18 protein-coding genes and 1 pseudogene are annotated in these 23,012 nt (G+C 40.9%); 8 read left to right on the forward strand and 11 right to left on the reverse strand.

Features of this window, described 5'->3' with window-relative positions; all coding sequences use genetic code 11:
- Positions 1-224: 224 nt before the first annotated feature.
- The 6 genes from ACT3QQ_RS02755 to ACT3QQ_RS02780 all read right to left on the reverse strand — a co-directional run bounded on the left by ACT3QQ_RS02755 (position 225) and on the right by ACT3QQ_RS02780 (position 7,429).
- The gene (locus ACT3QQ_RS02755; RefSeq protein WP_289048631.1) at positions 225-1,253 is read right to left on the reverse strand and encodes a phosphorylase family protein; all 1,029 of its coding nucleotides are present in this window, start codon (positions 1,251-1,253) and stop codon (positions 225-227) included.
- A complete protein-coding gene (locus ACT3QQ_RS02760) occupies positions 1,250-3,739 on the reverse strand; it encodes a GAP1-N1 domain-containing protein (RefSeq protein WP_444526815.1) in 2,490 nt (829 codons plus the stop codon). Before ACT3QQ_RS02760 ends, ACT3QQ_RS02755 begins: the two co-directional genes overlap by 4 nt.
- The gene (locus ACT3QQ_RS02765) at positions 3,736-4,563 is read right to left on the reverse strand and encodes a TRAFAC clade GTPase domain-containing protein (RefSeq protein ID WP_444526816.1); all 828 of its coding nucleotides are present in this window, start codon (positions 4,561-4,563) and stop codon (positions 3,736-3,738) included. Before ACT3QQ_RS02765 ends, ACT3QQ_RS02760 begins: the two co-directional genes overlap by 4 nt.
- Positions 4,550-5,533, reverse strand: coding sequence for a TRAFAC clade GTPase domain-containing protein (locus ACT3QQ_RS02770; protein WP_289048634.1), 984 nt, complete (start codon positions 5,531-5,533; stop codon positions 4,550-4,552). Before ACT3QQ_RS02770 ends, ACT3QQ_RS02765 begins: the two co-directional genes overlap by 14 nt.
- Positions 5,534-5,541: 8 nt before the next feature.
- Complete coding sequence (locus ACT3QQ_RS02775; RefSeq protein WP_289048635.1) at positions 5,542-6,807, reverse strand: GTPase-associated system all-helical protein GASH; 1,266 nt, start codon at positions 6,805-6,807, stop codon at positions 5,542-5,544.
- A gap of 148 nt (positions 6,808-6,955) precedes the next feature.
- Entirely contained in the window at positions 6,956-7,429 is a 474-nt protein-coding gene (locus tag ACT3QQ_RS02780) for a RipA family octameric membrane protein (protein ID WP_289048636.1), read from the reverse strand.
- Between the two features lie 295 nt (positions 7,430-7,724).
- Between ACT3QQ_RS02780 and ACT3QQ_RS02785 the strand changes: the two genes are divergently transcribed.
- From ACT3QQ_RS02785 to infA, 8 genes and pseudogenes are all read left to right on the forward strand, one after another.
- Positions 7,725-7,883 carry a hypothetical protein gene (locus ACT3QQ_RS02785; protein ID WP_192520107.1) on the forward strand — a complete coding sequence of 53 codons (159 nt, stop codon included), beginning with the start codon at positions 7,725-7,727 and terminating at the stop codon, positions 7,881-7,883.
- 482 nt (positions 7,884-8,365) lie between these two features.
- Positions 8,366-9,301: pseudogene (gene dinB / locus ACT3QQ_RS02790) on the forward strand (DNA polymerase IV); the annotation flags it as partial.
- A gap of 167 nt (positions 9,302-9,468) precedes the next feature.
- The gene (gene queA, locus ACT3QQ_RS02795; RefSeq protein ID WP_444526817.1) at positions 9,469-10,662 is read left to right on the forward strand and encodes a tRNA preQ1(34) S-adenosylmethionine ribosyltransferase-isomerase QueA; all 1,194 of its coding nucleotides are present in this window, start codon (positions 9,469-9,471) and stop codon (positions 10,660-10,662) included.
- Positions 10,663-10,772: 110 nt separating this feature from the next.
- Positions 10,773-12,545 (forward strand): FimV/HubP-related protein, encoded by a 1,773-nt coding sequence (locus ACT3QQ_RS02800; RefSeq protein WP_444526818.1) that lies wholly within the window; start codon positions 10,773-10,775, stop codon positions 12,543-12,545.
- Positions 12,546-12,596: 51 nt separating this feature from the next.
- Positions 12,597-14,234 carry a FimV/HubP family polar landmark protein gene (locus ACT3QQ_RS02805; RefSeq protein ID WP_444526819.1) on the forward strand — a complete coding sequence of 546 codons (1,638 nt, stop codon included), beginning with the start codon at positions 12,597-12,599 and terminating at the stop codon, positions 14,232-14,234.
- Between the two features lie 164 nt (positions 14,235-14,398).
- Positions 14,399-15,499: an asparaginase gene (locus ACT3QQ_RS02810; protein WP_444526820.1), complete on the forward strand. Its 1,101-nt coding sequence runs from the start codon at positions 14,399-14,401 to the stop codon at positions 15,497-15,499.
- Positions 15,500-15,542: 43 nt separating this feature from the next.
- A complete protein-coding gene (gene truA / locus ACT3QQ_RS02815; RefSeq protein ID WP_444526821.1) occupies positions 15,543-16,376 on the forward strand; it encodes a tRNA pseudouridine(38-40) synthase TruA in 834 nt (277 codons plus the stop codon).
- Between the two features lie 121 nt (positions 16,377-16,497).
- On the forward strand, positions 16,498-16,719 hold the full coding sequence (gene infA, locus ACT3QQ_RS02820; protein WP_021814850.1) for a translation initiation factor IF-1: 222 nt from the start codon (positions 16,498-16,500) through the stop codon (positions 16,717-16,719).
- A gap of 262 nt (positions 16,720-16,981) precedes the next feature.
- On the opposite strand, the gene ACT3QQ_RS02825 is transcribed toward infA, so the two are convergent.
- The 5 genes from ACT3QQ_RS02825 to leuC all read right to left on the reverse strand — a co-directional run bounded on the left by ACT3QQ_RS02825 (position 16,982) and on the right by leuC (position 22,791).
- Positions 16,982-18,259 carry a L,D-transpeptidase family protein gene (locus ACT3QQ_RS02825; protein WP_444526822.1) on the reverse strand — a complete coding sequence of 426 codons (1,278 nt, stop codon included), beginning with the start codon at positions 18,257-18,259 and terminating at the stop codon, positions 16,982-16,984.
- 295 nt (positions 18,260-18,554) lie between these two features.
- Positions 18,555-19,658, reverse strand: coding sequence for a 3-isopropylmalate dehydrogenase (gene leuB / locus ACT3QQ_RS02830; RefSeq protein WP_444526823.1), 1,104 nt, complete (start codon positions 19,656-19,658; stop codon positions 18,555-18,557).
- Between the two features lie 63 nt (positions 19,659-19,721).
- The gene (locus tag ACT3QQ_RS02835; protein WP_444526824.1) at positions 19,722-20,441 is read right to left on the reverse strand and encodes a hypothetical protein; all 720 of its coding nucleotides are present in this window, start codon (positions 20,439-20,441) and stop codon (positions 19,722-19,724) included.
- Between the two features lie 138 nt (positions 20,442-20,579).
- Positions 20,580-21,230: a 3-isopropylmalate dehydratase small subunit gene (gene leuD / locus ACT3QQ_RS02840; RefSeq protein ID WP_444526825.1), complete on the reverse strand. Its 651-nt coding sequence runs from the start codon at positions 21,228-21,230 to the stop codon at positions 20,580-20,582.
- 142 nt (positions 21,231-21,372) lie between these two features.
- The gene (gene leuC / locus ACT3QQ_RS02845) at positions 21,373-22,791 is read right to left on the reverse strand and encodes a 3-isopropylmalate dehydratase large subunit (RefSeq protein WP_444526826.1); all 1,419 of its coding nucleotides are present in this window, start codon (positions 22,789-22,791) and stop codon (positions 21,373-21,375) included.
- Positions 22,792-23,012: the final 221 nt, after the last annotated feature.

Raw genomic sequence — 23,012 nt, forward strand, 5'->3', positions numbered from 1 at the left:
TAACTTACATCCATAACTCAAAATTGTTAGATGTGATTTCCTATAACATTGCGGGTCTGCAAATCGCATTTATAGATGTACTGATTACTTACCAAAATGTGAAAATGCTATATCACTAGTTCATCTGAGCCTTTCCATACAAGGATTTCACTACAAATGGCTAATAATAAGATTTCTCAGGTGGCTTTGTTAAGCTCGGGGTTTGTGGAATACTTCGGTCTAAGCTACAGTAATTCTTTAACATCTTTATTATCTCTATATTCTTCTGCAACATTTTTAATCAAACTTTCCATATTCACTTTACCTCCCCCACCTAACTTTAATGTTCGAATCGCTTCAACCCATTGTCCTCTGCCTGATTGGCCTAGATTAACTAAAGATAAATCACCACCTGCTGCTATCCAGATTTGGTTGTCTCTCAATCCCGCTGGATAAAGCTTACACATAATTTCAACTAGCTTTTGCTCTCGAGTTAGTTCGGTTGTTATATCTGAAAAATCCAGTTGTTCCAGTAGACCAAACAAAAAGGCAGCTACGTTTGCAGAAGCGTAGAACTGAGATCCCTTACCGTCCATATCACTTTTGCCATCTACTAGGTCGGAGATGCTGCGAAGCAGTAAGGTTTTGATAAGCGGGCGCATGCGACAGACTTCCAGAAAGCCGAGGCCTTCCATTTCTATACCAAGGGCATGACTAGCGTTTTGTTTAAGAAACTTATGAAGATCTGAATTAATGGAGGCATCTATCTTTTCACCTGAAGCAATCGTTCCGGTGAAAGTTCGAATGACGGGAGCAAAATTCGAGTTCAGTAGATTTTCAACTTGTTGATTCCAAGCAGTACTTTTTGCGTACTGACTGGCCAACCGCTCCAGAGCATATGAAGAAGCACCAAACTGTGGACGTGGTTTAAAATTGTTATCACCTGTCTTTCCTCGCTCAAAACCGTAAACGTCCCGACCAATAATAATATCTCCAACTTCTACATCTTTCAGACCACCTGCCACACCTGCGAAAAAGACATATTCCGGTTCGAAATGAGCTATGGCACGTTCAGTTTCTATAGCTGCATTAACGTTGGTTTGATCAGTACGTGCAACGATCACATCAAGGTTTCGATCGTTACAGCGGTAGGTGCCTTTGGTGTAGTCGGTGCCAATTGTAGGATGTAGTATAGGCTCGATGTCTTTTAAATGCTGTTCGACTGCCGATCTCTCTACTTCAAGAGCAGTGAGAATTAAAATAGGTTTGTTCATAAAGTCTCTTTTAGTTTTCTGAGTATTTCATTATCAATATATATAGCGCTCATTTTACTTAGTAGTTTCTTTATTTTTGGTTTTCCATTGTTACGTAAGATTTGTACAGCAAAACTCCACTTTTCTCGGCCCGTACCTGTTGTTTGAATTTGTGACAAATCACCGCCTGCATTAACCCATAATCCATTTTGCTCTGGTCCAATTGGGAACAGACTAAATGCGGTTTCCAAAAATTCATTCCACCATTCATCGCTACTGACTGCATCTCGTTTTAACCCACTGGCAGAAAGTGTCAGACGTTGTAAGAACCTAAGTAAGTGGGTGCTTCGTAACAAAGCAGGTAATAGGTCGTTTCTACAAAAGCGATTATCGTACAGTTCTTCAGCTAACAAATTCCAGTTATTTTCATAAATAAGTCGACCAAGTTCTTCAGCTTCTTTTAGAGAAAATTGGTTTTCCTGTATTAACAGCTGTACGTGGTATTCTCTCAAACCGGGCAACACATCGAACAGTCGTAGTTTCTTCGTGAGAGAGATGGCTTTACTACTAACAACAAATTGTTGCACTTTCCGTGATCGCACTTCCTTTTTCAACTCAGACTCGAGATCTTTATAGTTAAATTTGCTAGTAGTACACTCATCGATTAGCTCGACAAGCGTGGCACTAACGAACTCTGAACGTGCTTCTTCAGGCAGTACAGACCAGATAGATGCCCGCTGTGGATAGTCCTTTAGACTATTATATTTTCCAATACTTATTGCTTTTAATAGAGTATTGTTAAACGGATTCCCAGCTAGCAAGTGATCAAGAATTTCAAACAGAGTTTGCTTTGGGTTGGGAATGCCTTGCCAAACCTCACTGCCTTGCTCAATCGCTGCTTGCCAACAATTCTGCCAACCTTCGCTGGTAATATCGATATTTTTCAGTAAACGGTTATTTTCGGTAATTAACTTTCCAGCGATGTGGTGCAAGCGAGCATCGGTATGACCGGCAGATTCGGATACAAATGAGCTACTCTTGATACATTCGGAAAGAGCTTGGAACGCTCGAGTATGATTTTCATCAGTATCGATAAGTAACTGAACTTCGATGGCGTTTTGTGCAGAATAAAGCTGCGCAGCCACTTTTGCATGTAGCACAAGCCAGTCCTTTTGTTCGGCCATGTGCAAAACCATTTCCGCAACAGCTGTTTCTAATTTTGGAGTTTTTTGGGTCAGTTCGTCTTCAGCATCATCTGGTAACCAGTAAGCGTGTTGGTCAATCAACTTAGGTTTTTTTTCCATCCATTGCCAAAGAATGGAAGCATCACTAGATTGTCGTTTTTTCAGACGGTTACGTGTATAGCTTAAAACCGAGCTGGCCCACCAGTTTTTTGAATTCGCTTCCAGTGCATTTGCTAACACCTCTCCACACTCCTTTGCTTTATTGCCTTTAAGAAGGTGGTGGTTGAGCCAATCGTTCAGAGCCTCCGTAATAGGACGTATTGCATTTGGAAAGCCTGCCCAGCTCTGGTATTGGAGAGCTATGATCAAATTTATAGGTGCATTGAGAATTGCTTTAATAATAGCATTCATCAGCTTATTTTTTCCTTTGATCCCAACCTTTTCACTGGGACTAACTTTCGAAATAAAATGAGCCAAGACTAATAAACGGTTAAGTTCGGGGTCACTGTCAAGCTTAAGGTAGACTTCACCATAATAGGCAAGTTTATTTAGCGCTTCTATGGAATCAATTTTTGGACTGAAATCATCGAATAACATTTCAAAGGAAGCTGTATTTTCAGCATCTTCTACCAGCCAGCTTGCGGCTAAGGATTGTAGGTTTTGTGATTCATGTTTATCAATTACACGAAAAGAATTCCTTTCCCATAAAGTTTCGGCATCTTCTGGAATGTATAGTAGATTGAGGCAGTCATTTTTCGCATAAGAAGGGCCAAATGCCGCTCCAATTTTTAGGTTTTGCTTTTCTCTGTTTGGTAACTTATCCCAAATTCGGGCTATCCATTCCCAGTAACCTTCCTCACCTAGCCAAACAAATGGCTGATTTCCCAACAAAGCATTGGTGGCGGCTGCTTCCCTTCCGTCTACGATTTCAATAGTCGTATTAGCTTCTTGCGAGACGTATTCAAATGAGTGCATTTTCACTTCTTTTTGAATACTATGTAGGTGGTATTGAAAAAGGTTACTGAGATTATTTACTTGATGCAGGTCTGTTTTTGGTATGAATAAAACATGCGAAAAAACTCGTCCAGAACGCAGCCCAGGGCTTCTATCGGGAAACGTCTTAATCAGCAGAAAGTGATCTTCGACAAATAAACCACGTACCACGAAGCTGGATAAAACTCCGTCTTCAGGTCTATCGGCCAGATCAGTGTAGCCGCTCACCCGACTGAATAGTTTATTTTTTTCATCGGATGCAGCCAACAGACCATGCCCGGAGGTTTTCCCTTGCACTTCTCCGTATATAGCTTGGTGGATAATAGTCATAAGGTCAGAGCTTTTTCGATGAGGCGGGTCAGATCTTTTTCCCTCGGGTTATCGTCCAATACCAGATAACCGAAATTTTCAGGCATATCGTCCAAGTATTTGTCGCGGTCCTCTTCCGTTTTCAGCGGAAATTCCTGTGCAGACACGCCAATGATATCGAAGGCTACTGGCAACCAATTGGCCGTAATAAACTGTGTAAACAACGGCATCTTTTGCTGCAAAATTCCTTTCGGTGTCAAATCAGTTCCCAGTTCGTCCCAGCAGGTTAATGCAATGAGCAATCGAGGTGTATTAATAGGGTCTTTCATTCCTGTACCGCGTGCGTGCAACAAGACTTGTACTAGCTCGATGAATTGGGATTGATTGGAAGTACCGAAAACTGGTAAATTCGATTCTTTCTGATTTTTTTCGGCATACCCCTTCTTACTTAAGTCGAAGCGTTGTTCAATTTCTGAGGGGCGAATGAAGAGAATCCAACGGTCGTTTGTTTTCGCTCGCTCAATCCATGTTTTGTCATATTCCATTAGTGCTACGAGGTCACGTACCTGTTCCCCACCATAATCTTTACAATGTAACACGAACTCCTGCCTTTCGTATATGACAGGTATTTTGACCTCCAAGTTATCTGTTGATGGAGTTGGCTCTGTTTCTTTCCCATCAGCAAGTTTATTATAAGCACTTTTTATACCATCTATATTCTCAGGTGCTGAAGCCAATTGTAGCTTTCCCTTCTTCTCCAATAGTCGACCGTATAATTGCGCTAGGAATGTAGTTTTTCCTGTTCCAGGCGGCCCAATAATCAATATTTCGTTATTTACTGCCATAGCTGCCTCGATATAAAAAGAAAAAATCATTTGTTTGAATAGATGCAGGTGCGATACGCAGTGGTTGTGGGTTGGTCAGTAGGTTAAGCACCGTCTCTGCAACGCTTATATTATTAACATGGCATAACTGGTCGGAGTCAGATTTCGAATAATTACTAATTTCCAGTGAGGTAGCCTCAGGAAAGGTTTCGGACAGGCTTTGTTCAATGGCATCTACAATATTTTCACGCATATTCTTGGCTAGGTCAGCTTTCGACCATATGATCACCACTGGCCTACCTCGAACCCTGCTTTTGACCTGTTCCGCTAATTGAATGATGTCACGTTTCGCCTTACCCCGCTGCTCAACAATTGCCTCGCAATCAACAAAAAACAGGAAGGCATGAGCGTTACCATAAATCCAACGGGCATTTTCAGCAGCAGGGTCGTTCACATTATCTGCCCATTTTGAAAATACTTCGCCTGATGAGTCAGCAAACAAGATATCGTGTAAAAAACCATCGTGGCGTAGTGCCAGGTGGTAGAGGCTGTAGAAATCTTTATTGGAAGGCGTGGCATCTGGATTTCGAACCGTGCCATCTTCCTGAACTTGCAATGTTTTAGCCTGTAATTCCCACCCGTTCAGCGTATAGCTACCGGCAAAGTCCCAGTTTTCAATGAGCTTACCGTTGAATAGCAGCGAATACAGCATGGCCAGGTAGGTAGTTTTACCTGCCCCAGACGATCCTACCAAACCAATAATCTTGGGTTTTCCCCTATGTGCTAGAAGGTCGAGTTGTTCAGGATGCAACCATTCTCCCGTCCATGGAATGGATGTAGCAGCAACCGTACTTTTTATAGTTTTAGCTGATATTTCCGTGACTTCTTCTTTTAGGAAAAACTCACATAGTTCGTGCAGAGGGCCCGCGAGTTCAATACATATATCGTCAGGTGCATAGCAACCTTTTTTAGTACATCTCCGCTTTGCCATGTCTCGCCTTATTTATCTGTTGCCAATTTTTGCGCTTGTAACCCATGAAACAACCACACTGCTAGATCGGACGCCGTCAGTTTGGCATCTTCGTCAATACCAGTTTCTGTAAAAAAATGAGAAGTTTCATTGGAATATAAAACATTGGCCCATGCGTTAAGCAAGGGCTTGCGTTGTTCCTCTTGTGCTGTATATATTTTCAATGCTGATTGGATTTCCTCGTGCAGGTTAAGGCTATCTTCTAACCAGTCTATAAGTGGGCGTTCTTCGGCTACCTGCTCTCTGTGAACATCTTTCAGCGTTTCTCGCAGTAAATAATCTAAGCTTTCTGGGTAAATAGGCTCCACTTGTTCGGCAAGATCGTACGCCATGCAAACGGTTGCGTTTAACAGATCAAGGCTACGGTAACTAGCATTCAAAGAACGGGAATAAAGCGATTGTTTCCACCACAGAAGCTCACTACGCTTGTTGTTGGCGGTGATGTTGTTGACGATAGAATTATCCAACTCTTCGAAAAACGGTTTGAGTTGGACAAAAAGGGATTGGGCTTGTTGGGATAAAGCTGAATTAACAACTTGAATAATTCCTGTAGCTGAGTGTTCAGCCATAAACTTAGGCCATTCCCAGGAATTTTGACCATGATGGTGAGGGTTCTTTCCTCCTCCAGCTTGCTGACTCCATGCTGAATGGACCATCGCATCGAGTAACTGTTCCTTTAGAGACTTCTCATCTATTTCAGTCGCTTTAACTGCTGGAATAGAAATCTCAACTTCATTAAATTCTCTGACCTGAAGCTTATGACCGACTCCCCATCTCGCTTGCCCGCTCTCCTCCGCTCGGTCGGCCAACTCCTGAAAAAGCCCACGAATCGAACTCTCCTCCGCACCAAGCTGGTAATGCTCGATCACATCACGGACGGTTAGCCAAACTAACGTAGCCGTAGCTGAATCCTTTCTCGATAGCTGGGATAGCGCTTCTAGAATCACTGCCCGTACGTAGGTGGTGGATGTATCATTAGTAGCTGTCACACCATTCTTAAAAGTAGGCCACTTTTTAATAATAATCTTTTCCACTTGTTGCACTACCGGATCGTTGCCTTTTACCTTTGGGTCGAGCGCAACTAGGGTATACGGAATGATATCCGATTTTACTTTTTTCCTTGTTAGGTTTTTTTCAAGTTCTTTTACCGCCTTCTTCAGGTTTTCAATGTTTTCCGTAACATCAGTTTTGATATGCTGTTCGTTAAGATAGGTTTGAAGTATTGACTCAGTCATTCAAATTGTCCTTTTTTCTTGTTCAATAAATAGAACATCAAAGATTACTATATATTTTAACCGCTTACTTTGTCCCATTTTAGTGGTTTATAACACCCCAAGTATGAAGTTTAATCTTCCCGAGTGAATTTGTTAATATTGCGGTTTGTTAAGTCAAGCAGCCTAATATTTTTATTACGAATAGAATAACCAAACCAATTCCTACAAAACTTGTAACCCTAAAGGTAAATCTGAATACAGCTCCATAAGTTAATATTTTGCTAAAATGATTTCGATTCTTATTTTCTTCAATTAAGTTTGCATTCTCATTTATGAATATACCAATGGCGCTGTCTGAATTATTTTCTAGTGTTTCTAATATTGACTCTGACTGCTTAATTAAAAATGAAGTTCTCTGGTCTAGCTTCCAAAAAACAATAGATACTAAAACAACGAATATACTTAAAAATGTACCCATATACAGAAGATCATTGGACGCTTGAAGAGTTGCTCCAATACCCGCACCCAAACCCGCTATAATAAATAAAAAATAATTAAATAAAGTTGTTCTTTGGCTAGAATGCAATTCAAAATACTTCCATGCGTGCTCAAAAGCTTGCTCAGAACTTATCCTATTGGTCATAGATATCTCTACTTTATAGTTCTTGATTTAATCATAAAACAGGCTAATTACTTATCTACAGTGTGATTTTACTCTAAGCTATGTCTTATAGACTCCTTCAATATGTATGTATGCTAATCTAAATAAGGTTAGCCCTGTTTAAAGCAGCTCTATTTTAACAAAATATGACAATAAGTTCTCAAGTAAAGCTCACCGTTTATTAGTAATTTATCTAAGCACTATCCTAATATTTTTTGTTGGTATAATAAAAAATATATTTAAATAAATTATTCTAAATCAATAATTTAAGATTAATATGTGGTTTATACTGGGCCCAGCACACATTGCAAAAAACAAAAACCCTTACAGTAATTACAGTATGCTTTATTATGTGGCGGATATCTATCATGCGGAGCAGCGCGAAAATGAGCGTAACCAGCAGCGACTACGCTTAATATTTGCTAACGGTATTTAGTCCAATATGCTTATTCGCTCTTTAGCTACTGCTCAATATAAATATGAAAACAGCTACCAGCTAATTATTACTGATCTTGACTGGATGAATGATGAGCTCGCCAAAAAACTTGGAGACGAGCGACAACCTATATAAGGTGATAGAGTGGTTCAAAGTTCCCTTTGATGAAATAGAAAAAGTCATTAATCTGGTTATCACTGGGGACATTTAAAACTATCGCATGAATGGTGCGGCTGGCAAGGTGGTTATGAGATAGTAAGCTTTTGCAAACGAAATTCATATCTATATTTTAAAATAGTTAGATGTGATTACCTATAATATTGCGGGTTTGCAAATCGCATTTATAGAAATACTTATTATCAGCCAAAACTTGAATATGCTATAGCGATATTTCATCTAAGCTAGGATTGATAAGGCCTACACTATAAATTATGAATAATAAGATTTGTCAGGTGGCTTTGTGAAAGTCGGGGTTTGTAGCAGCGGCTAGCTATGAGGTTCGTCAGTTTGGGGTACGCTCAGCAATGTCTTGCTATGAGGCACGCAAACGCTGCCCAAATGTCATATTTGTCAGACCACGTTTTGAAGTATATCGAGCTGTTAGTAGAGATATTCGAAATCTCATGTATCGCTTAACGCCTCATGTTGAGCCATTATCATTAGATGAAGCTTATCTTGATGTTACTGGAATCAGTGTACATAAAGGCTCAGCGACATTGATGGCCAATTGGTTAAGAGCACAAATATTACAACATACAGGACTGACCGCTTCTGCTGGTGTCTCCTTCAACAAGATGTTAGCCAAGATTGCTTCTGACATCAACAAACCCAATGGCACCGCTATTATTACACCCAAAGATGCTGATGCTTTTATCAGCACGTTACCTATTGAACGATTTCATGGTATCGGTAAAGCAACAGCAAAACGATTGCATACCATGGGTATAACCAATGGTGCTGATTTGCGACGTACATCAGCTGATGTACTGGTACAAGAGTTTGGCAAGCGTGGACAGTTTTATCATGATATCGCTCATGGTCGGGATGAACGCGCTGTCCAATCTGAGCGTCTGCATAAATCTGTTGGTTCGGAGACAACTTTTAGAGAAAACCTAGATGATGATACGGCGCTACGCATCCAAATCTATGAACAGAATGCGGATGCCTTTCAACAGTTACACAAAAAAAATCTGATTGCTCATACTATAACACTCAAGGTTAAGTACGCTGACTTTACTCAAATTACTCGTACGCATACGCTAACTACCCCTTTTAGTAGCGCTGAATCTGCACATTACTGGTTAGATAAGCTATTCTTAGGTATTCCACGCCAGATCCCTATTCGGTTAGTCGGCGTCACATTCTCTTCATTAGCATCTGCAGCCCAGTCATTGCCTCAATTGAATTTATTTGAATAAATCAAAAGCAAATTACTGTTGAAGTAGTTAGAACGTATAATTTATGCTTAGGCTATTTATATAAATTAAATATATTTTGTGCACGATGACTACTTAGTAAAGAAAGCTTTTATAGCAGCATTTCTGCTACAATTATGCCAAAATTTCTATTCATTTAAAGACTAACTATGACCAACTCTCACACTGCATCTTCCGACTCTAACGCCCCGATTAATAACAATGAGAACAGCGATGCCTTAGACTATCTGAGCGTGGAAGATTATGACTATGACCTACCAGACCGCTTGATTGCGCGATATCCACTGGCACAGCGATCTGCTTCAAAACTTTTGTATTTACCTGACCTAAATGCTACCTCTGTAAAGGACTGTTTGTTTTCTGAGCTACCTGAATTATTAGACGCTGGAGACCTGATTGTCTTTAATGATACAAAGGTGATGAAGGCACGTTTATTTGGTCAAAAAGATACCGGCGGTAAACTTGAGGTCTTGATTGAGCGCTTGGTTAGTGTCTCAGACTTAGATATAGCAACATTGCATTTAAAAGATTCAAATAATGAGTCAGTTAATCAAGAACATATTGCACTTTGCCATGTAAAAGCCAGCAAAGCACTGAAACTCGGACAGCGCTTTCAACTGGCTGATAGCCATATGAGTGGTGTGATGATTGGTCGTCAGGATAATTTGTTTGTTTTAGCATTTGACACATCAATCTTGCCTGATTTAGAACTTTATGGCGAGCTACCTATTCCACCTTACTTTGAACGTCATGCTGATGACACTGATAATACCCGTTATCAGACTGTATTCCATGACCCAGCCAAGCTTGCAAGTGTTGCTGCCCCAACAGCAAGTTTGCACTTTGACGACTTGGTGCTTAATAAGCTGTCAGAAAAGGGCATCAATACTGCTTTTGTGACATTACATGTTGGCGCTGGTACCTTTGCGCCAGTTAAGACAGATAACTTGCTTAATCATACTATGCACAGTGAGTATGCACATCTACCACAAGCAACTGCCGAACTGATTAATCAGACGCATGCGAATGGTAACAAAGTTATTGCTATTGGTACTACGGTGACTCGTGTTCTTGAAACGGCTTATCAAAAAACAGCTATCAATGGACAAGCACTTTCTAGCTGGTCAGGGGACACGGACATCTTCATTTATCCAGGGTTTAAATTCGGTGTTATTGATCGTTTGCTAACAAACTTTCATTTACCCAAATCGACCTTGCTGATGTTAGTATCAGCTTTTTCTGGCAAAGCGTCAATTGAATACGCCTATCAACATGCCATTGAAAAAGAGTATCGTTTTTTTAGTTACGGGGATGCCATGCTACTTGATAAGAAAATGAGTTAAACATTAAATAAACACTTATGCACTGGACGCAACAGTTGTGAAATAAACTGGTAAACTAAACCATACTTTGCTATAACAGCAAAGATAACTAAAATCCTAAAGGACTGCTCATGTCTTGTCATTTATCTCGTCGCTTGACTCCTGTACATCGCGCGGTATCGATGGCATTACTTTATTCTGTAGGTTTAGCCGCTATTATTCCAAGTGCGCAGGCTGCAACTATCGGTAATACAGTCGTTAGCTCAGCTCAACATGAACCGTTGAATGCAAGTATCGCGATTACTGATATACAAGCGTCTGATTTTTCAGCGAGCTTGGCCAATCCAGTCATATATCAACAGATGGGCTTGACTCCGACCGACTCAATGAAGGTACGTTTTCAAGCAACTTCAGCGACCAGTGGCAAGGTGTTAATTAGCACATCAAAGCCTGTATCCAATCCTTTCGCTGATTTGGTCTTATCGATCAATGATAGTGGGCAGCAAAATGTCGTACCAAAGACATTATTAATGCCGTTAAACGATAGCCTACCGATTAATACAACTCCAAAGAATATTGTCAAAGCTACTCAAAAACTCAATCTTCCTAGTGTTTCTGCAAGCACAGCCAAACCGTTGACCGTAAGAAAAGGTGCGCCGCCGCCACTAATATCAGTATCCAACACTGTTGAAAATCAGCTAGCTCTAGCAAACATAGCAGCAGTTAATCCTTCTGTTTCTAGACCAGCATCTGACATACAAGCACCAACAGTAACAGCGACTTCGCAGACTAGCAATCTTACTTACGCACCTAGTCGGCTTGATAACGGTCGCTTGAATAACAGCTCTGATATCAAGAACACCAGCAGTAATGTAAAGAAGACTGACAACAGCTTTAGTTCATCGAATCGTTTAGATAGCAGTGCTTTGAGTGCAAATAATAGCACTGCAACTACAAAAGCTATTGCCAATGATAGTACTAAAATAAGTAACAAAAACATTCCAATTTTAGATAAAGTATTGATTGATAAACCACTCGACACTCTAAATATTCAGGTCACACGACAAATACAGCCAAGTCGTAAAAAAACAGACGTTGACGCATTGTCCACACCTGATCCGACTACTAGTGTTATAGCAAGTAGTACTGAGAACAGTAATCCTAGCGTCATAGAAGCTTCTATTAATAATGCAACTTCTAATAATGCAGCTTTAAAAAATACTAATAGCGCTACAAACAATACGCCTTCAAATGACGTAACAATAGACAACTCAACAGTCAATCAATACCAAGTACAACGTAACGATAGTCTATGGATTATTGCTCAACAGATTGCGCAAGAAAACGACTTAGATACTTCAGTTGTGATGAAACAGATTCAATCGCAAAATCCTGACGCTTTTATCAATAAAGACGCGGATCAATTGAAAGCAGACGCTAAGCTTATTTTACCCAGCTATGATGTCATACCATCGCAGAAAAAATTAGAAGCGGCTATCGATGCGCAAAGACAATATATTCGCAGAGCAAATACAGCCGCAATGCAAAAAACAGCTCAGAGAGCTTTTAAAAAACCTTCTATAAGTACGCAAGCGGCTAAGCGCCCCAAAAAATCCACAACGACTAAAACACAGACCTTATCAAAAGCACAGTTTTCTGTACTTGCGCCTGGGCGAAATGGGAATGCAGATGGCACTCAAGCAAAGTCGGCATCAAACACAGGAAATGGTTTGAATACAGATATATTGGAAACCCTCAAAGCATCTCGACAGCAGACAGCATCACAGGCCCAACGTTTATCAAGTACGAGTAGCACTCTTAGTAGCTATACTAAGAAAATTCAACTACAAAACCAAAAATTAGCTGAGCTACAAGCTCGTCTCGAGAAATTACGCAATCAATAATTGCCTAACTGACTCATACATTAGATTGTGATCACAGGCGTAGGAATAACTATGGACAATATGCTATATATCATTGCCGGATTGGCGCTTATCTTATTAGTGGCGGCTTTGTTTTTGCGTAAAAATAAGGCACAGAAATCACCACCACCTATTAATTCAAGAGAAGATGCGTCTACTCTATCGCCAAAAGTAGATTATGGTACTCCTGCCCATACTAGTGTCAGCAATAGCCATAAATTTGACCATATCACTATTGCTCAGCGTTTTATGGATCAACAGCGCTACGACAAGGCGATCGAAACCATTAAACGTGGTTTAAGTGAGAAACCTCACGACAGTGCATTGTCTCTTAAACTACTCAGCGTATACGCTACGATAAATCAGCCAAAAGATTTCAATAATGTTTATGAAACTATAAAAGTACATAGTGATGAGAGCACTATTGTTCGTGCCAATGAGCTAAAAAGCTTATATTTGGAAGAGCCAAATCCAGTAGCCCCACAGGCTCAAGAACTACCAGCAGAAGATACGACTAACTTTGAAAGTATAGACTTTGATTTGCCGACGAGTAACATTGATACTGATACAATGTCTAGTCATTCAGTTATTGAAAACACTAACGATAATGTCATGAATGCACCTATCGAAAGCTCGGTCATCTCATCTGGAACTGGCCTTGATACTGAGGAGGACAACTTTGATCTGACCCTCAGCGATTTAGAGAATGGTTTCGATACACCTAGTGCGACAAGTGAGACTTCTGTCACACCATTAGACGACGTAAACAACGACATTTTAGAAGCCTCTGTTAACGATAATATTAACAATAGCGAAGATGACGATCTTAGTGACTTTGAATTTGACTTTGGTTCATTTGACGACAACACTTCGACTGAAGCTTCAGTAGATAATAATTCTTCGCATAGTGATAGTAGCCAGGAAACAATACTAGAAGAAGATTTTGTCTTGGACTTCGATGATTTAGCAGCCGATGCAGACAAAGAAAACCTCACAACTAATGACGTATCTTTCAACTCGGAAGAACATTCTATTGATACTATTCAAAGCAATGAAGATGACTTTGCCTTATCTTTAGACAGCCTAGATACATCAGATGACATCGATACTGTCTCCAATGATGACCTATCTACGACTGAAAACGATAATGATTTCGATAGTTTCATTCTTGAAAACACTGATTTTGAGAACAATGCTTCTGAGAACATCACTCTTGAAGAAGACAGCTTTGCAGATATCAACCTTGAGGAACCATTACTTCATGATGAGATAAAGGTTTCTGATGTTGAAGAATCAAATATCGCACCTGCTGCATCACTGAGATTTGATGATAATACACTGATAGATGACGATTTTAATATTGATGACATTGACTCTTTATTTGACACCCCGTCGACTGATACCCCAGTTCCTATAGCAGCACCAGTTGAGAGTGACGCTCCTGTTATACCTCAAGAGACTGAGTCAGCAGAAGATTTCTCATCGCGTTTCGCAGCAGATTTTGATTTTGTGAAGTCGTTAGACAGTAATCAAGTAACGTTAAACCTAGCAGATCAATATCTACAACTGGGTGAATACGACAGTGCAAAACGCTTACTCAATGAAGTGATAGCTCAAGGTAATGACGAACAGAAACAGAAAGCACAGATATTGCTTGATCGTACTGCATAGTCAATAGCCTAGTCTTTCATCAGCAAGTACTTCCTAATCACGAGGTGCTTGCTGATTTTTTTTGCATTTAACTCCAATACTATCTATTATTAAACTCTTTAGCCATCGTTGCTCAAACTCTCCAGCACTTCTTTTCTTCCATACTTGTTTACTGTGTTGATACTATGCCATCTTCTGTTATGCTCAAGAATCTATCCGATCCTATTCAACTGATTTATGCTGGCGGCACTTTTGGTAGCTACGGCAGACCTTTAGCGCCATTATCAGCAGAAGTGTTTCTGCCTACTCTACAAAAGCTTTTTGCTACACAAGACAGTAAGAATAACTTATCGACAGTCTCATGGTTAAAAAACACCCTGATTAAAGATAGTAGTCAACTTACTCCTAGCGATTTTACGCATTTCTATCAACTACTACTCAATGCTTATGCAAAAGGTGATAGACGTTTTGTACTCATCACTGGCACAGATACGCTGAGTTATTTAGGCGCATTTTTAGCAGAGGCTTTTGCAGGTAGTGATATTTGTATTGTTCTGACCGCAAGTATGCGTCCGTTATTAGACAGTGAGATATTGCATTCCTACAACATCGATGAACATAGTGATGCTTGGGGCAACCTCAACGACTCATTAAAACTAGCGGCTGCTGGTGAGTCAGGCGTAAAGATTAGTTTCGGCGGCGAATCATGGCCTGCTCAAACGGTGCAAAAGATTCACAGTCATGACCTGATGGCATTTACTGGTCATTCTCGCGCCGCTTATCCAGCCAATAGTTATATAAAAAATTTACCTGATACTCGTAGGCAACATTGGCTTGACGACCAACAAGACTTGCTACCCAGTATTAAAACACGTGCTGAAAACGCAAGTATCCATGCACTATATTGCTTACCTAACGATGTTTCTATCATAGACAATCAGCTACAAGCTTTATTGTCGCAGCCACCATGTGGCATTATTCTATTGGGATTTGGCGCCGGCAACATTCCTTACTCAGCTGCATTAGCAGAGACACTGACCCTTGCTCATGAGCGTGGGCACATGGTGATATCAGCCAGTCAATGTCCGTTCGGCGGCGTCAGCGACAGCTATGCGGCAGGCAGTTGGCAATATGATCATCATGTCATTGCTGGTGGTCGTTTAACCATACCTGCTATTTATGCTCGATTACTATGGTTACTACTTCGCTATGATAGTCCTGCAAGACGCAAACAGCGTTGGTTAAATAATATTAACCAAACTGGCACCAGCATCAAGAAACGTTAAGCGACTTTTAATTCATTCCAATTTTATAAGTTTAGAAACCCTAATGTCTGAAATTGAAACTATCGAAACTGAACCAACCTACACTTTAGCGATTGCTATTGAGTTCTTGGGTACCCATTATCATGGCTGGCAACGGCAACGAGAAGTTTTGGGCGTACAAGAAGCGTTAGAGACAGCTATTGGCAAAGTCGCCAATGAGCCAGTAGAAGTCATCGCAGCTGGGCGTACTGATGCAAGCGTACATGCTAGCAATATGATTGCCCATTTTACGACTCATGCGTATCGCCCTACTCATAACTGGTTACGCGGTGTGAACAGCTTGCTCCCCGATGATATTGCTCTACGCTGGATACAACCCATGCCAGCTGATTTTCATGCGCGCTTTGGTGCTATTGCTCGTCGCTATCGTTATATTACGCTCAACCAAGCACAGCGCCCCGCAATACTAAATCATCAAATAACGCATATTTATGAACCGCTTGACTTAGAAGCCATGCAGCAAGCAGCGGCCGATATTGTAGGCACACACGATTTTAGTAGTTACCGTGCTGCTGCCTGTCAATCCAATCAGCCAGTACGTACGATTAGCCATGCAAACCTTTTTGCTCATGGTCAGTTTATCGTTTTTGATATACAAGCAGATGGATTTTTGCATCATATGGTGCGTAATTTGATGGGTACATTGTATGCTATTGGTAGGCATGAGCTAGAACCAACAGATTTTTTAAATATTTTGCATAAAAAGGATCGAACGATTGCACCGCCCACCGCTTCAGGTGATGGGCTGTATTTTATCAATGCTTATTATCCTGAACGTTTTCAAAGCCTTTTACCAGATGCACTACTAACACCTGTTTGGTTAAATTTGCCTGAATAAATTAATATAATTTAGCATACATATCACTTACATACTGTCAAGTCAAAAGCAGGTGCGTATTGCTTTAAGCCACTAACTTACGTATAATATGGGCTTATTTTTTAATTGATTGATACAAATTATGGCAAAAGACGATATTATTGAATTTGAAGGCGAAGTCATTGATACCCTTCCTAATACTTTGTTCAAAGTTCGTTTAGAAAACGGGCACGAAATCATTGCGCATATCTCTGGTAAGATGCGTAAGCATTATATTCGTATCTTGACAGGTGATAAGGTTAAAGTTGAAATGACGCCTTATGACTTATCTAAAGGCCGTATCACCTACCGTGGTAAGAACTAAATACTTACTAATCAATATGATTATGAAAGTATTCACACTGGTAAAATAGACAACCAATAACTGGATAGCTACGTTATCGCTGATAGCTGATATAGACGCTTGGGTGGTTTAACTGATAATAATAATGAAAATACTAACCTACTCATTATTGTCTGTCACAGTTTTAGTTATTTAGTATTCGCTGTTTATTTTTACCCAAAAATACCGCTCAATGTCAGCGGTATTTTTTTGTCTGCGCTTTATGAATTAATTAGATTATGAATTAAGTGAACTCAACGGTAGCATCATTCTCAATAATACCCAACAGCGCCAATGCATCCCAATTGGTGAGGCGAACACAGCCTGCCGATGCCTGACGGCTAATACGCTCAGGATCTGGTGAACCATGAATTCCATATGAAGGCTTGCTTAGCCCAATCCATACTGAACCAACTGGATTATTGGGGCCTGGCGGTATGATAGATTTTTCACCATTGTCACCCGTATAGGTATAATTGGGTTCATGAATTTTAACTTTAACCTGATGCGTACCCGTTGGTGAAGGTGTTTCTGTGCTGCCTACTGTCGTCGGATAGCTAGCAATCAAGTTGTTGTTTTCATCATACGCATAGAGTGTTTCAGTGGCTTTGTCAGCAGTTACGCGGCTTACTGGCGTAGTGTTAGGATTACCTGGGTTGTAAACGGTAATAGTTTCACCACTTTCAAAGTTGGCATTGGGATTGAGTGATTTTAGATAATCACGACTGATATGAAATTTTTCGCCCAAAGATTCTAAGACGCTTTCATAATACATCCCCTCTAACTCAGCTTTGGCTTCTGCGCCAGCCGGAATCTGAGTTGTCTTGACGCTCACGTCAGCATCGGTTAACTGATAGCTAACCAATACCGGTTGTGAGGTAAGTGTGCTGTTTTTGGTTAACGCTTGCCACGTTTTTTCGTCCAGCGATTCTGTTACTGGTAGGCCCTGCGCCTTTTGAAACGCTTGCATGGCTTTGCGCGTATTTTTTCCCCAGTAGCCATCTATTGCACCAACACCACTATGATTCCAGTTTAGTAACGCTTGTATTTTAGTACCGACATTTCGATCTATTTTGCTATCGACTTTCCATGTGGCGTCATTTACTTTTTTGGCAGTTTCCGACAGCTCTGTTGTGCTGTATTTAATTTTGGGCAGTAGTTTATTCAACGATTTGGCAGTGTTGCTATCACCTGTTATTTGCTGACTGACACCATTAGTGACTGGACTTATATCATTGCTGTCCATCATCGTACTGTCTGTTTTCTCAGTATTGGTACTGTCGCTATTCTGCGTACTCATAGCGCTCACATCAGCTTCTGCACCCACATTCATATTGCTATCTGTCGTAGTAGCCTCTATAGTGGTATCCATACCGTTATCTATCGAGCTATTACCAGCCGACTTATCTTCAGTCGTTTGTACGCTGTTTTCAGTAGTGTTGGCACTGCTGCAACCTACTGATAATAGTGATGCTGTTCCTATCGCAGCAACAACGCCACCAACTTTTAGTAGTTGAGACATAAAAACTCCTAAACAATTACTATCTATCAAAAAAATATCGCACCGAAAAAGTATCGGAAAACTTGCTGTAGCAATATACTGCCATAGCAACACCACCAATCCCTAACAGCTTTATGTTAATAACTGACTATTCTTATTAATCATTTGTTAATAAAGCACTTAAACATACTGGTTTGTTTACAGTCAGACATGACTCTCTGCCTAAAATATAAAAAACCCATAAGCTACTTAATAACTTATGGGTTTAGAGAATATAGAAAAGACTGACAATGAAATTTATATGGTACTGGTGAACTTACGATAATTTAGCTAAGACCGCTTGACCCATTTCTTTGCAGCCTACTTGTTTGAGTCCAGCTTCACTGACATCTAAAATATCAAGCGTACGTAAACCATCATCGAGCACATCACTAACCGCCTGTTCGATCGCTTGTGCAGCCTCTTCTTGTTTGAAGGTATAACGCAGCATCATCGCAACAGACAAGATAGTCGCTAATGGATTGGCTTTGTCTTGTCCTGCGATGTCTGGCGCTGAACCATGGCATGGCTCGTACATACCTTTACCTGACTCGTCGAGGCTCGCTGATGGCAACATACCGATAGATCCTGTCAACATCGCGGCTTCATCAGATAAGATATCACCAAACATATTACCTGTGACCATGACATCGAATTGCTTAGGATCTTTAATCAATTGCATACAAGCATTGTCAGCGTACATGTGTGATAGCCCCACATCGCTATAGTTAGCTTGTTGCATTTCGATAATCGTCTGTTTCCACAGTTCGGTGACTTCTAATACATTGGCTTTATCAACTGAACACACTTTAGCTGCGGTACCTGCTGCGTCGGCGCGCGTTTTTGCTAGCTCAAAGGCCACCTTACCAATACGCTGAATCTCACTTGTGCTATACACCATTGTGTTATAGCCCTGCTGCTCACCATTTTCTAGTGTACGGATACCACGAGGCTCACCGAAATAGATACCCCCTGTCAGCTCGCGAACAATCAGTAGGTCCAGACCAGAGATAATTTCAGGTTTGATACTTGAAGCATTGGCCAACTGTGGATAAAGCTTGGCTACGCGTAGGTTGGCAAACAAACCAAGTTCACCGCGAATCTTCAGCAAACCGCGTTCAGGGCGTTTACTACGCTCAATCGCATCCCACTTAGGACCACCGACTGCGCCTAGCAATACGGCATCTGCGGCACGGGCACGGGCTAGTGTTTCATCTGGTAAAGGCTCACCAGTTGCATCAATAGCCACACCACCAATCAATGCAGACTCAAGCGTTAAATCAAGTGAAAACTTATCATTAACAGCATTGAGCACGTCAATGGCTTGAGCCATAATTTCAGGGCCGATACCATCACCCGCTAATGTTAAAATCGTTGCCATACTAATCCTTTTGGAAATATTTTTATTCGTTGGTTATATTTTTGAGCATTTCATGCTCATATTTTATACTGTAGCTCTTTTGGCTTTGGGTACTGATATTGCTGCTTTAGCCATACCAGTTTCTACAAACTCACCTTGATGTTCAGCATCTAGCTTCTTACAGAATCGGCGCTGTACTTTGGTATCCTGCAATAGCTCAACACATAAAGGTTCAGGTGATGCTGTGTCCAACAAACTACCTGATTTTTCACTATTCTTTTTTTGATAAGCACGTAACTGATAAGTACCAGCTTCCGTAAAATCATGAATCATCGCAAAACGCTCAACGTAACCCATGTTGTTTTCTGGATAAAAATTAACATGCACTTCACGTTTCGCAGGCTTAACCCGTGCATAATAATTGGTCAAGCCCGGCATACTTGAAGCTGCTAACGGTACAATTTTTATGGCATTCTTATTGACGAGTGGTGTCATATCCATATCCATTGGTGTTTTTGCTGTACCTTCTTGGCGTGGTAGAGCCGTGATAATCTGGGGATTGATTGGCTCATGACTATTAGGCGCCATAATGAGTGTTTTATCTATCTGCACAATTTCACAATGATATGTACCCACACACGCAATATTTACTTCACCAGCAATAGGTTTAATTTTACCAACCCACGCTTCGGCACTCTCTGCCTCGTCTATTTTTTGATAGCCCGTCAACAGCTGACAGCCTGACAGTAATAAGCTTACAGCAACAATTGTGCTTGTCCATAGAGCATAATTTTTTGTATTCATAATGGCGGCTACTATTCAAGAGAGATAATAAAATGTAGTGAAAAACTAACTTTCATTTTAGACAGTTCACCGCCATAACTCAACGCTACATTGCGACTACATCACAGTTTTATGAGTAGTAGGTTAGGACGTTATTCACTACGCTCGTACGTCATTAAATATCCAAGGTGTTTTTTGCATCATTTCTTGTTCATAATCTTTAATAGCATCACTTTGCTGCAAAGTTAGACCAATGTCATCAAGTCCATTTAACAAACAGTGCTTACGAAAAGCGTCTACTTCAAAAGCATACTCTTCACCAGTTGGTGTGATAACGACTTGACGCTCAAGGTCTGCGGTCAACTCATAGCCTTCGTTATCAAAAGTCGCCTTCATTAACGTATCTACAATCGCTTCATCCAATACGATCGGCAACATGCCATTTTTAAAGCAATTATTGTAGAAGATATCTGCAAAACTTGGAGCAATTACCGTACGGAATCCATACTCTGATAACGCCCAAGGTGCATGCTCACGACTAGAGCCGCAACCAAAGTTTCTGCGCGCTAGCAAGATGGTAGCGCCTTGATAACGAGACTTATTCAACACGAAGTCTGGATTGATGACTCGTGTGCTGTTGTCCTGACCAGGATAACCTTCGTCAAGATAGCGCCAATCATCAAATAGATTCACGCCAAAACCTGTACGTTTGATAGACTTCAAAAACTGTTTTGCGATAATCTGATCGGTATCAACGTTTGCACGGTCAAGTGGGCAAACAATACCTGTTTGGGTGTTATAAGCTTGCATAAAATTTCCTATCAATTATATTTTTGCTGGCTGATAATACTGATGAGCTTAGTAGACAATAAATAAGTTTTTACCATATGTGACACCATTGTTATATATTTACTGCTCATATAAGTATGGTGTCAACTACTCACTATCAGTCTTAAAACGTACGAACATCCACAAAATGACCTGCCAGCGCTGCTGCGGCTGCCATTGCTGGGCTTACCAAATGCGTACGACCACCATTACCCTGACGACCTTCAAAATTACGGTTAGATGTTGAGGCACAGTGCTCTTGCGGCTCAAGTTTGTCCGCATTCATCGCAAGACACATTGAACAACCCGGCTCGCGCCATTCAAAGCCAGCTTCAGTAAACAGCGTATCCAAACCTTCAGCCTCTGCTTGCAACTTCACCTGTCCTGAACCTGCAACAACGATCGCTTCTTTTACATTATTAGCAACTTTACGACCTTTGATGACCGCTGCCGCGTCACGTAAGTCTTCGATACGTGAGTTAGTACATGAACCGATAAATACGCGATCCAGTTGGATATCCGTAATTTTCTGACCGGCTTCTAACCCCATATAAGTATAAGCACGTAACCAGCCTTCTTCTTGGGCTTCATCAATAGCTTGGTTCGGTGTCGGTACAGATTGTGTGATATCTACGACCATCTCAGGTGACGTGCCCCAAGATACTTGCGGTGCAATCTGACTACCGTCTATTTCTACTACAGTATCAAACACTGCGTCATCATCTGAGCGCAATGTACGCCAGTAAGCTTCCGCTTGTTCCCATTGTGCTTCGCTTGGCGCATATGGACGACCTTTGACATAATCAATCGTCGTGTCATCGACCGCAACCATACCGACACGCGCGCCTGCTTCAATCGCCATGTTACAGACGGTCATACGACCTTCCATACTCATGTCTTCAAATACTTGACCTGCAAACTCAATCGCGTGTCCTGTTCCGCCTGCTGTACCGATCTTTGCAATAATGGCTAACACCACATCTTTTGAAGTGACGCCAGCACCAAGTTGACCAGTAACACGGATCTGCATGTTTTTTGATTTCTTTTGAATCAAGCACTGTGTTGCCAATACATGCTCAACTTCAGAGGTTCCAATGCCATGAGCCAAACAACCAAGCGCTCCGTGAGTTGCGGTATGCGAGTCACCGCAAACAACCGTCATGCCTGGCAAGACCAAACCTTGCTCAGGGCCGACTACGTGCAAAATTCCTTGGCGCGCGTCATTGATAGTAAATTCAGCAATATCAAACTTGGTACAGTTATCATCCAATGTGACAACCTGCAAGCGTGACACTTTATCTTTAATCCCAGGCACACCTTCTAAGCGCTCTTTAGTGACGGTTGGCACATTATGATCTGGACTGGCGATGTTAGCTGATAAACGCCATGGCGCTCTATTGGCCAGCTCCAATCCTTCAAATGCTTGTGGGCTCGTCACTTCATGCAACAGGTGGCGGTCGATATAAATCAGGCTCGAACCATCGTCACGCTTAGTGACTTCGTGAGCGTTCCAAAGTTTGTCATATAACGTTTGACCAGCCATGTTGCTATCCTTTATAGGTTACTAATTACTTAATTTTTTACTTACTTGCACATTGCCAAGAAGGTTCTACGTAAATACTTTGTTTATCTATATTAATTGCTCTCGCATCTGAGGTTTAAATATTATTTCTTCGTAAAACCCGACATATGACTAAAACTAGTGTTTGAGATACGTTTTAAATGTCGAATATCCAATTTTTTAGAATAAATATGTCACAATAT

This window comes from Psychrobacter sp. AOP7-A1-24, assembly GCF_052376235.1.
Classification (GTDB): Bacteria; Pseudomonadota; Gammaproteobacteria; order Pseudomonadales; family Moraxellaceae; genus Psychrobacter.

Coding starts and splice junctions, on each gene's coding strand:
- ACT3QQ_RS02755 (WP_289048631.1), bottom strand. CDS start 1,253: ATGAACAAACCTATTTTAATTCTCACTGCTCTTGAAGTAGAGAGATCG.
- infA (WP_021814850.1), top strand. CDS start 16,498: ATGGCAAAAGACGATATTATTGAATTTGAAGGCGAAGTCATTGATACC.
- ACT3QQ_RS02765 (WP_444526816.1), bottom strand. CDS start 4,563: ATGGCAGTAAATAACGAAATATTGATTATTGGGCCGCCTGGAACAGGA.
- ACT3QQ_RS02835 (WP_444526824.1), bottom strand. CDS start 20,441: ATGAATACAAAAAATTATGCTCTATGGACAAGCACAATTGTTGCTGTA.
- ACT3QQ_RS02760 (WP_444526815.1), bottom strand. CDS start 3,739: ATGACTATTATCCACCAAGCTATATACGGAGAAGTGCAAGGGAAAACC.
- leuB (WP_444526823.1), bottom strand. CDS start 19,658: ATGGCAACGATTTTAACATTAGCGGGTGATGGTATCGGCCCTGAAATT.
- queA (WP_444526817.1), top strand. CDS start 9,469: ATGACCAACTCTCACACTGCATCTTCCGACTCTAACGCCCCGATTAAT.
- ACT3QQ_RS02825 (WP_444526822.1), bottom strand. CDS start 18,259: ATGTCTCAACTACTAAAAGTTGGTGGCGTTGTTGCTGCGATAGGAACA.
- ACT3QQ_RS02800 (WP_444526818.1), top strand. CDS start 10,773: ATGTCTTGTCATTTATCTCGTCGCTTGACTCCTGTACATCGCGCGGTA.
- ACT3QQ_RS02810 (WP_444526820.1), top strand. CDS start 14,399: ATGCCATCTTCTGTTATGCTCAAGAATCTATCCGATCCTATTCAACTG.
- truA (WP_444526821.1), top strand. CDS start 15,543: ATGTCTGAAATTGAAACTATCGAAACTGAACCAACCTACACTTTAGCG.
- ACT3QQ_RS02775 (WP_289048635.1), bottom strand. CDS start 6,807: ATGACTGAGTCAATACTTCAAACCTATCTTAACGAACAGCATATCAAA.
- ACT3QQ_RS02785 (WP_192520107.1), top strand. CDS start 7,725: ATGTGGTTTATACTGGGCCCAGCACACATTGCAAAAAACAAAAACCCT.
- ACT3QQ_RS02780 (WP_289048636.1), bottom strand. CDS start 7,429: ATGACCAATAGGATAAGTTCTGAGCAAGCTTTTGAGCACGCATGGAAG.
- ACT3QQ_RS02770 (WP_289048634.1), bottom strand. CDS start 5,533: ATGGCAAAGCGGAGATGTACTAAAAAAGGTTGCTATGCACCTGACGAT.
- leuC (WP_444526826.1), bottom strand. CDS start 22,791: ATGGCTGGTCAAACGTTATATGACAAACTTTGGAACGCTCACGAAGTC.
- ACT3QQ_RS02805 (WP_444526819.1), top strand. CDS start 12,597: ATGGACAATATGCTATATATCATTGCCGGATTGGCGCTTATCTTATTA.
- leuD (WP_444526825.1), bottom strand. CDS start 21,230: ATGCAAGCTTATAACACCCAAACAGGTATTGTTTGCCCACTTGACCGT.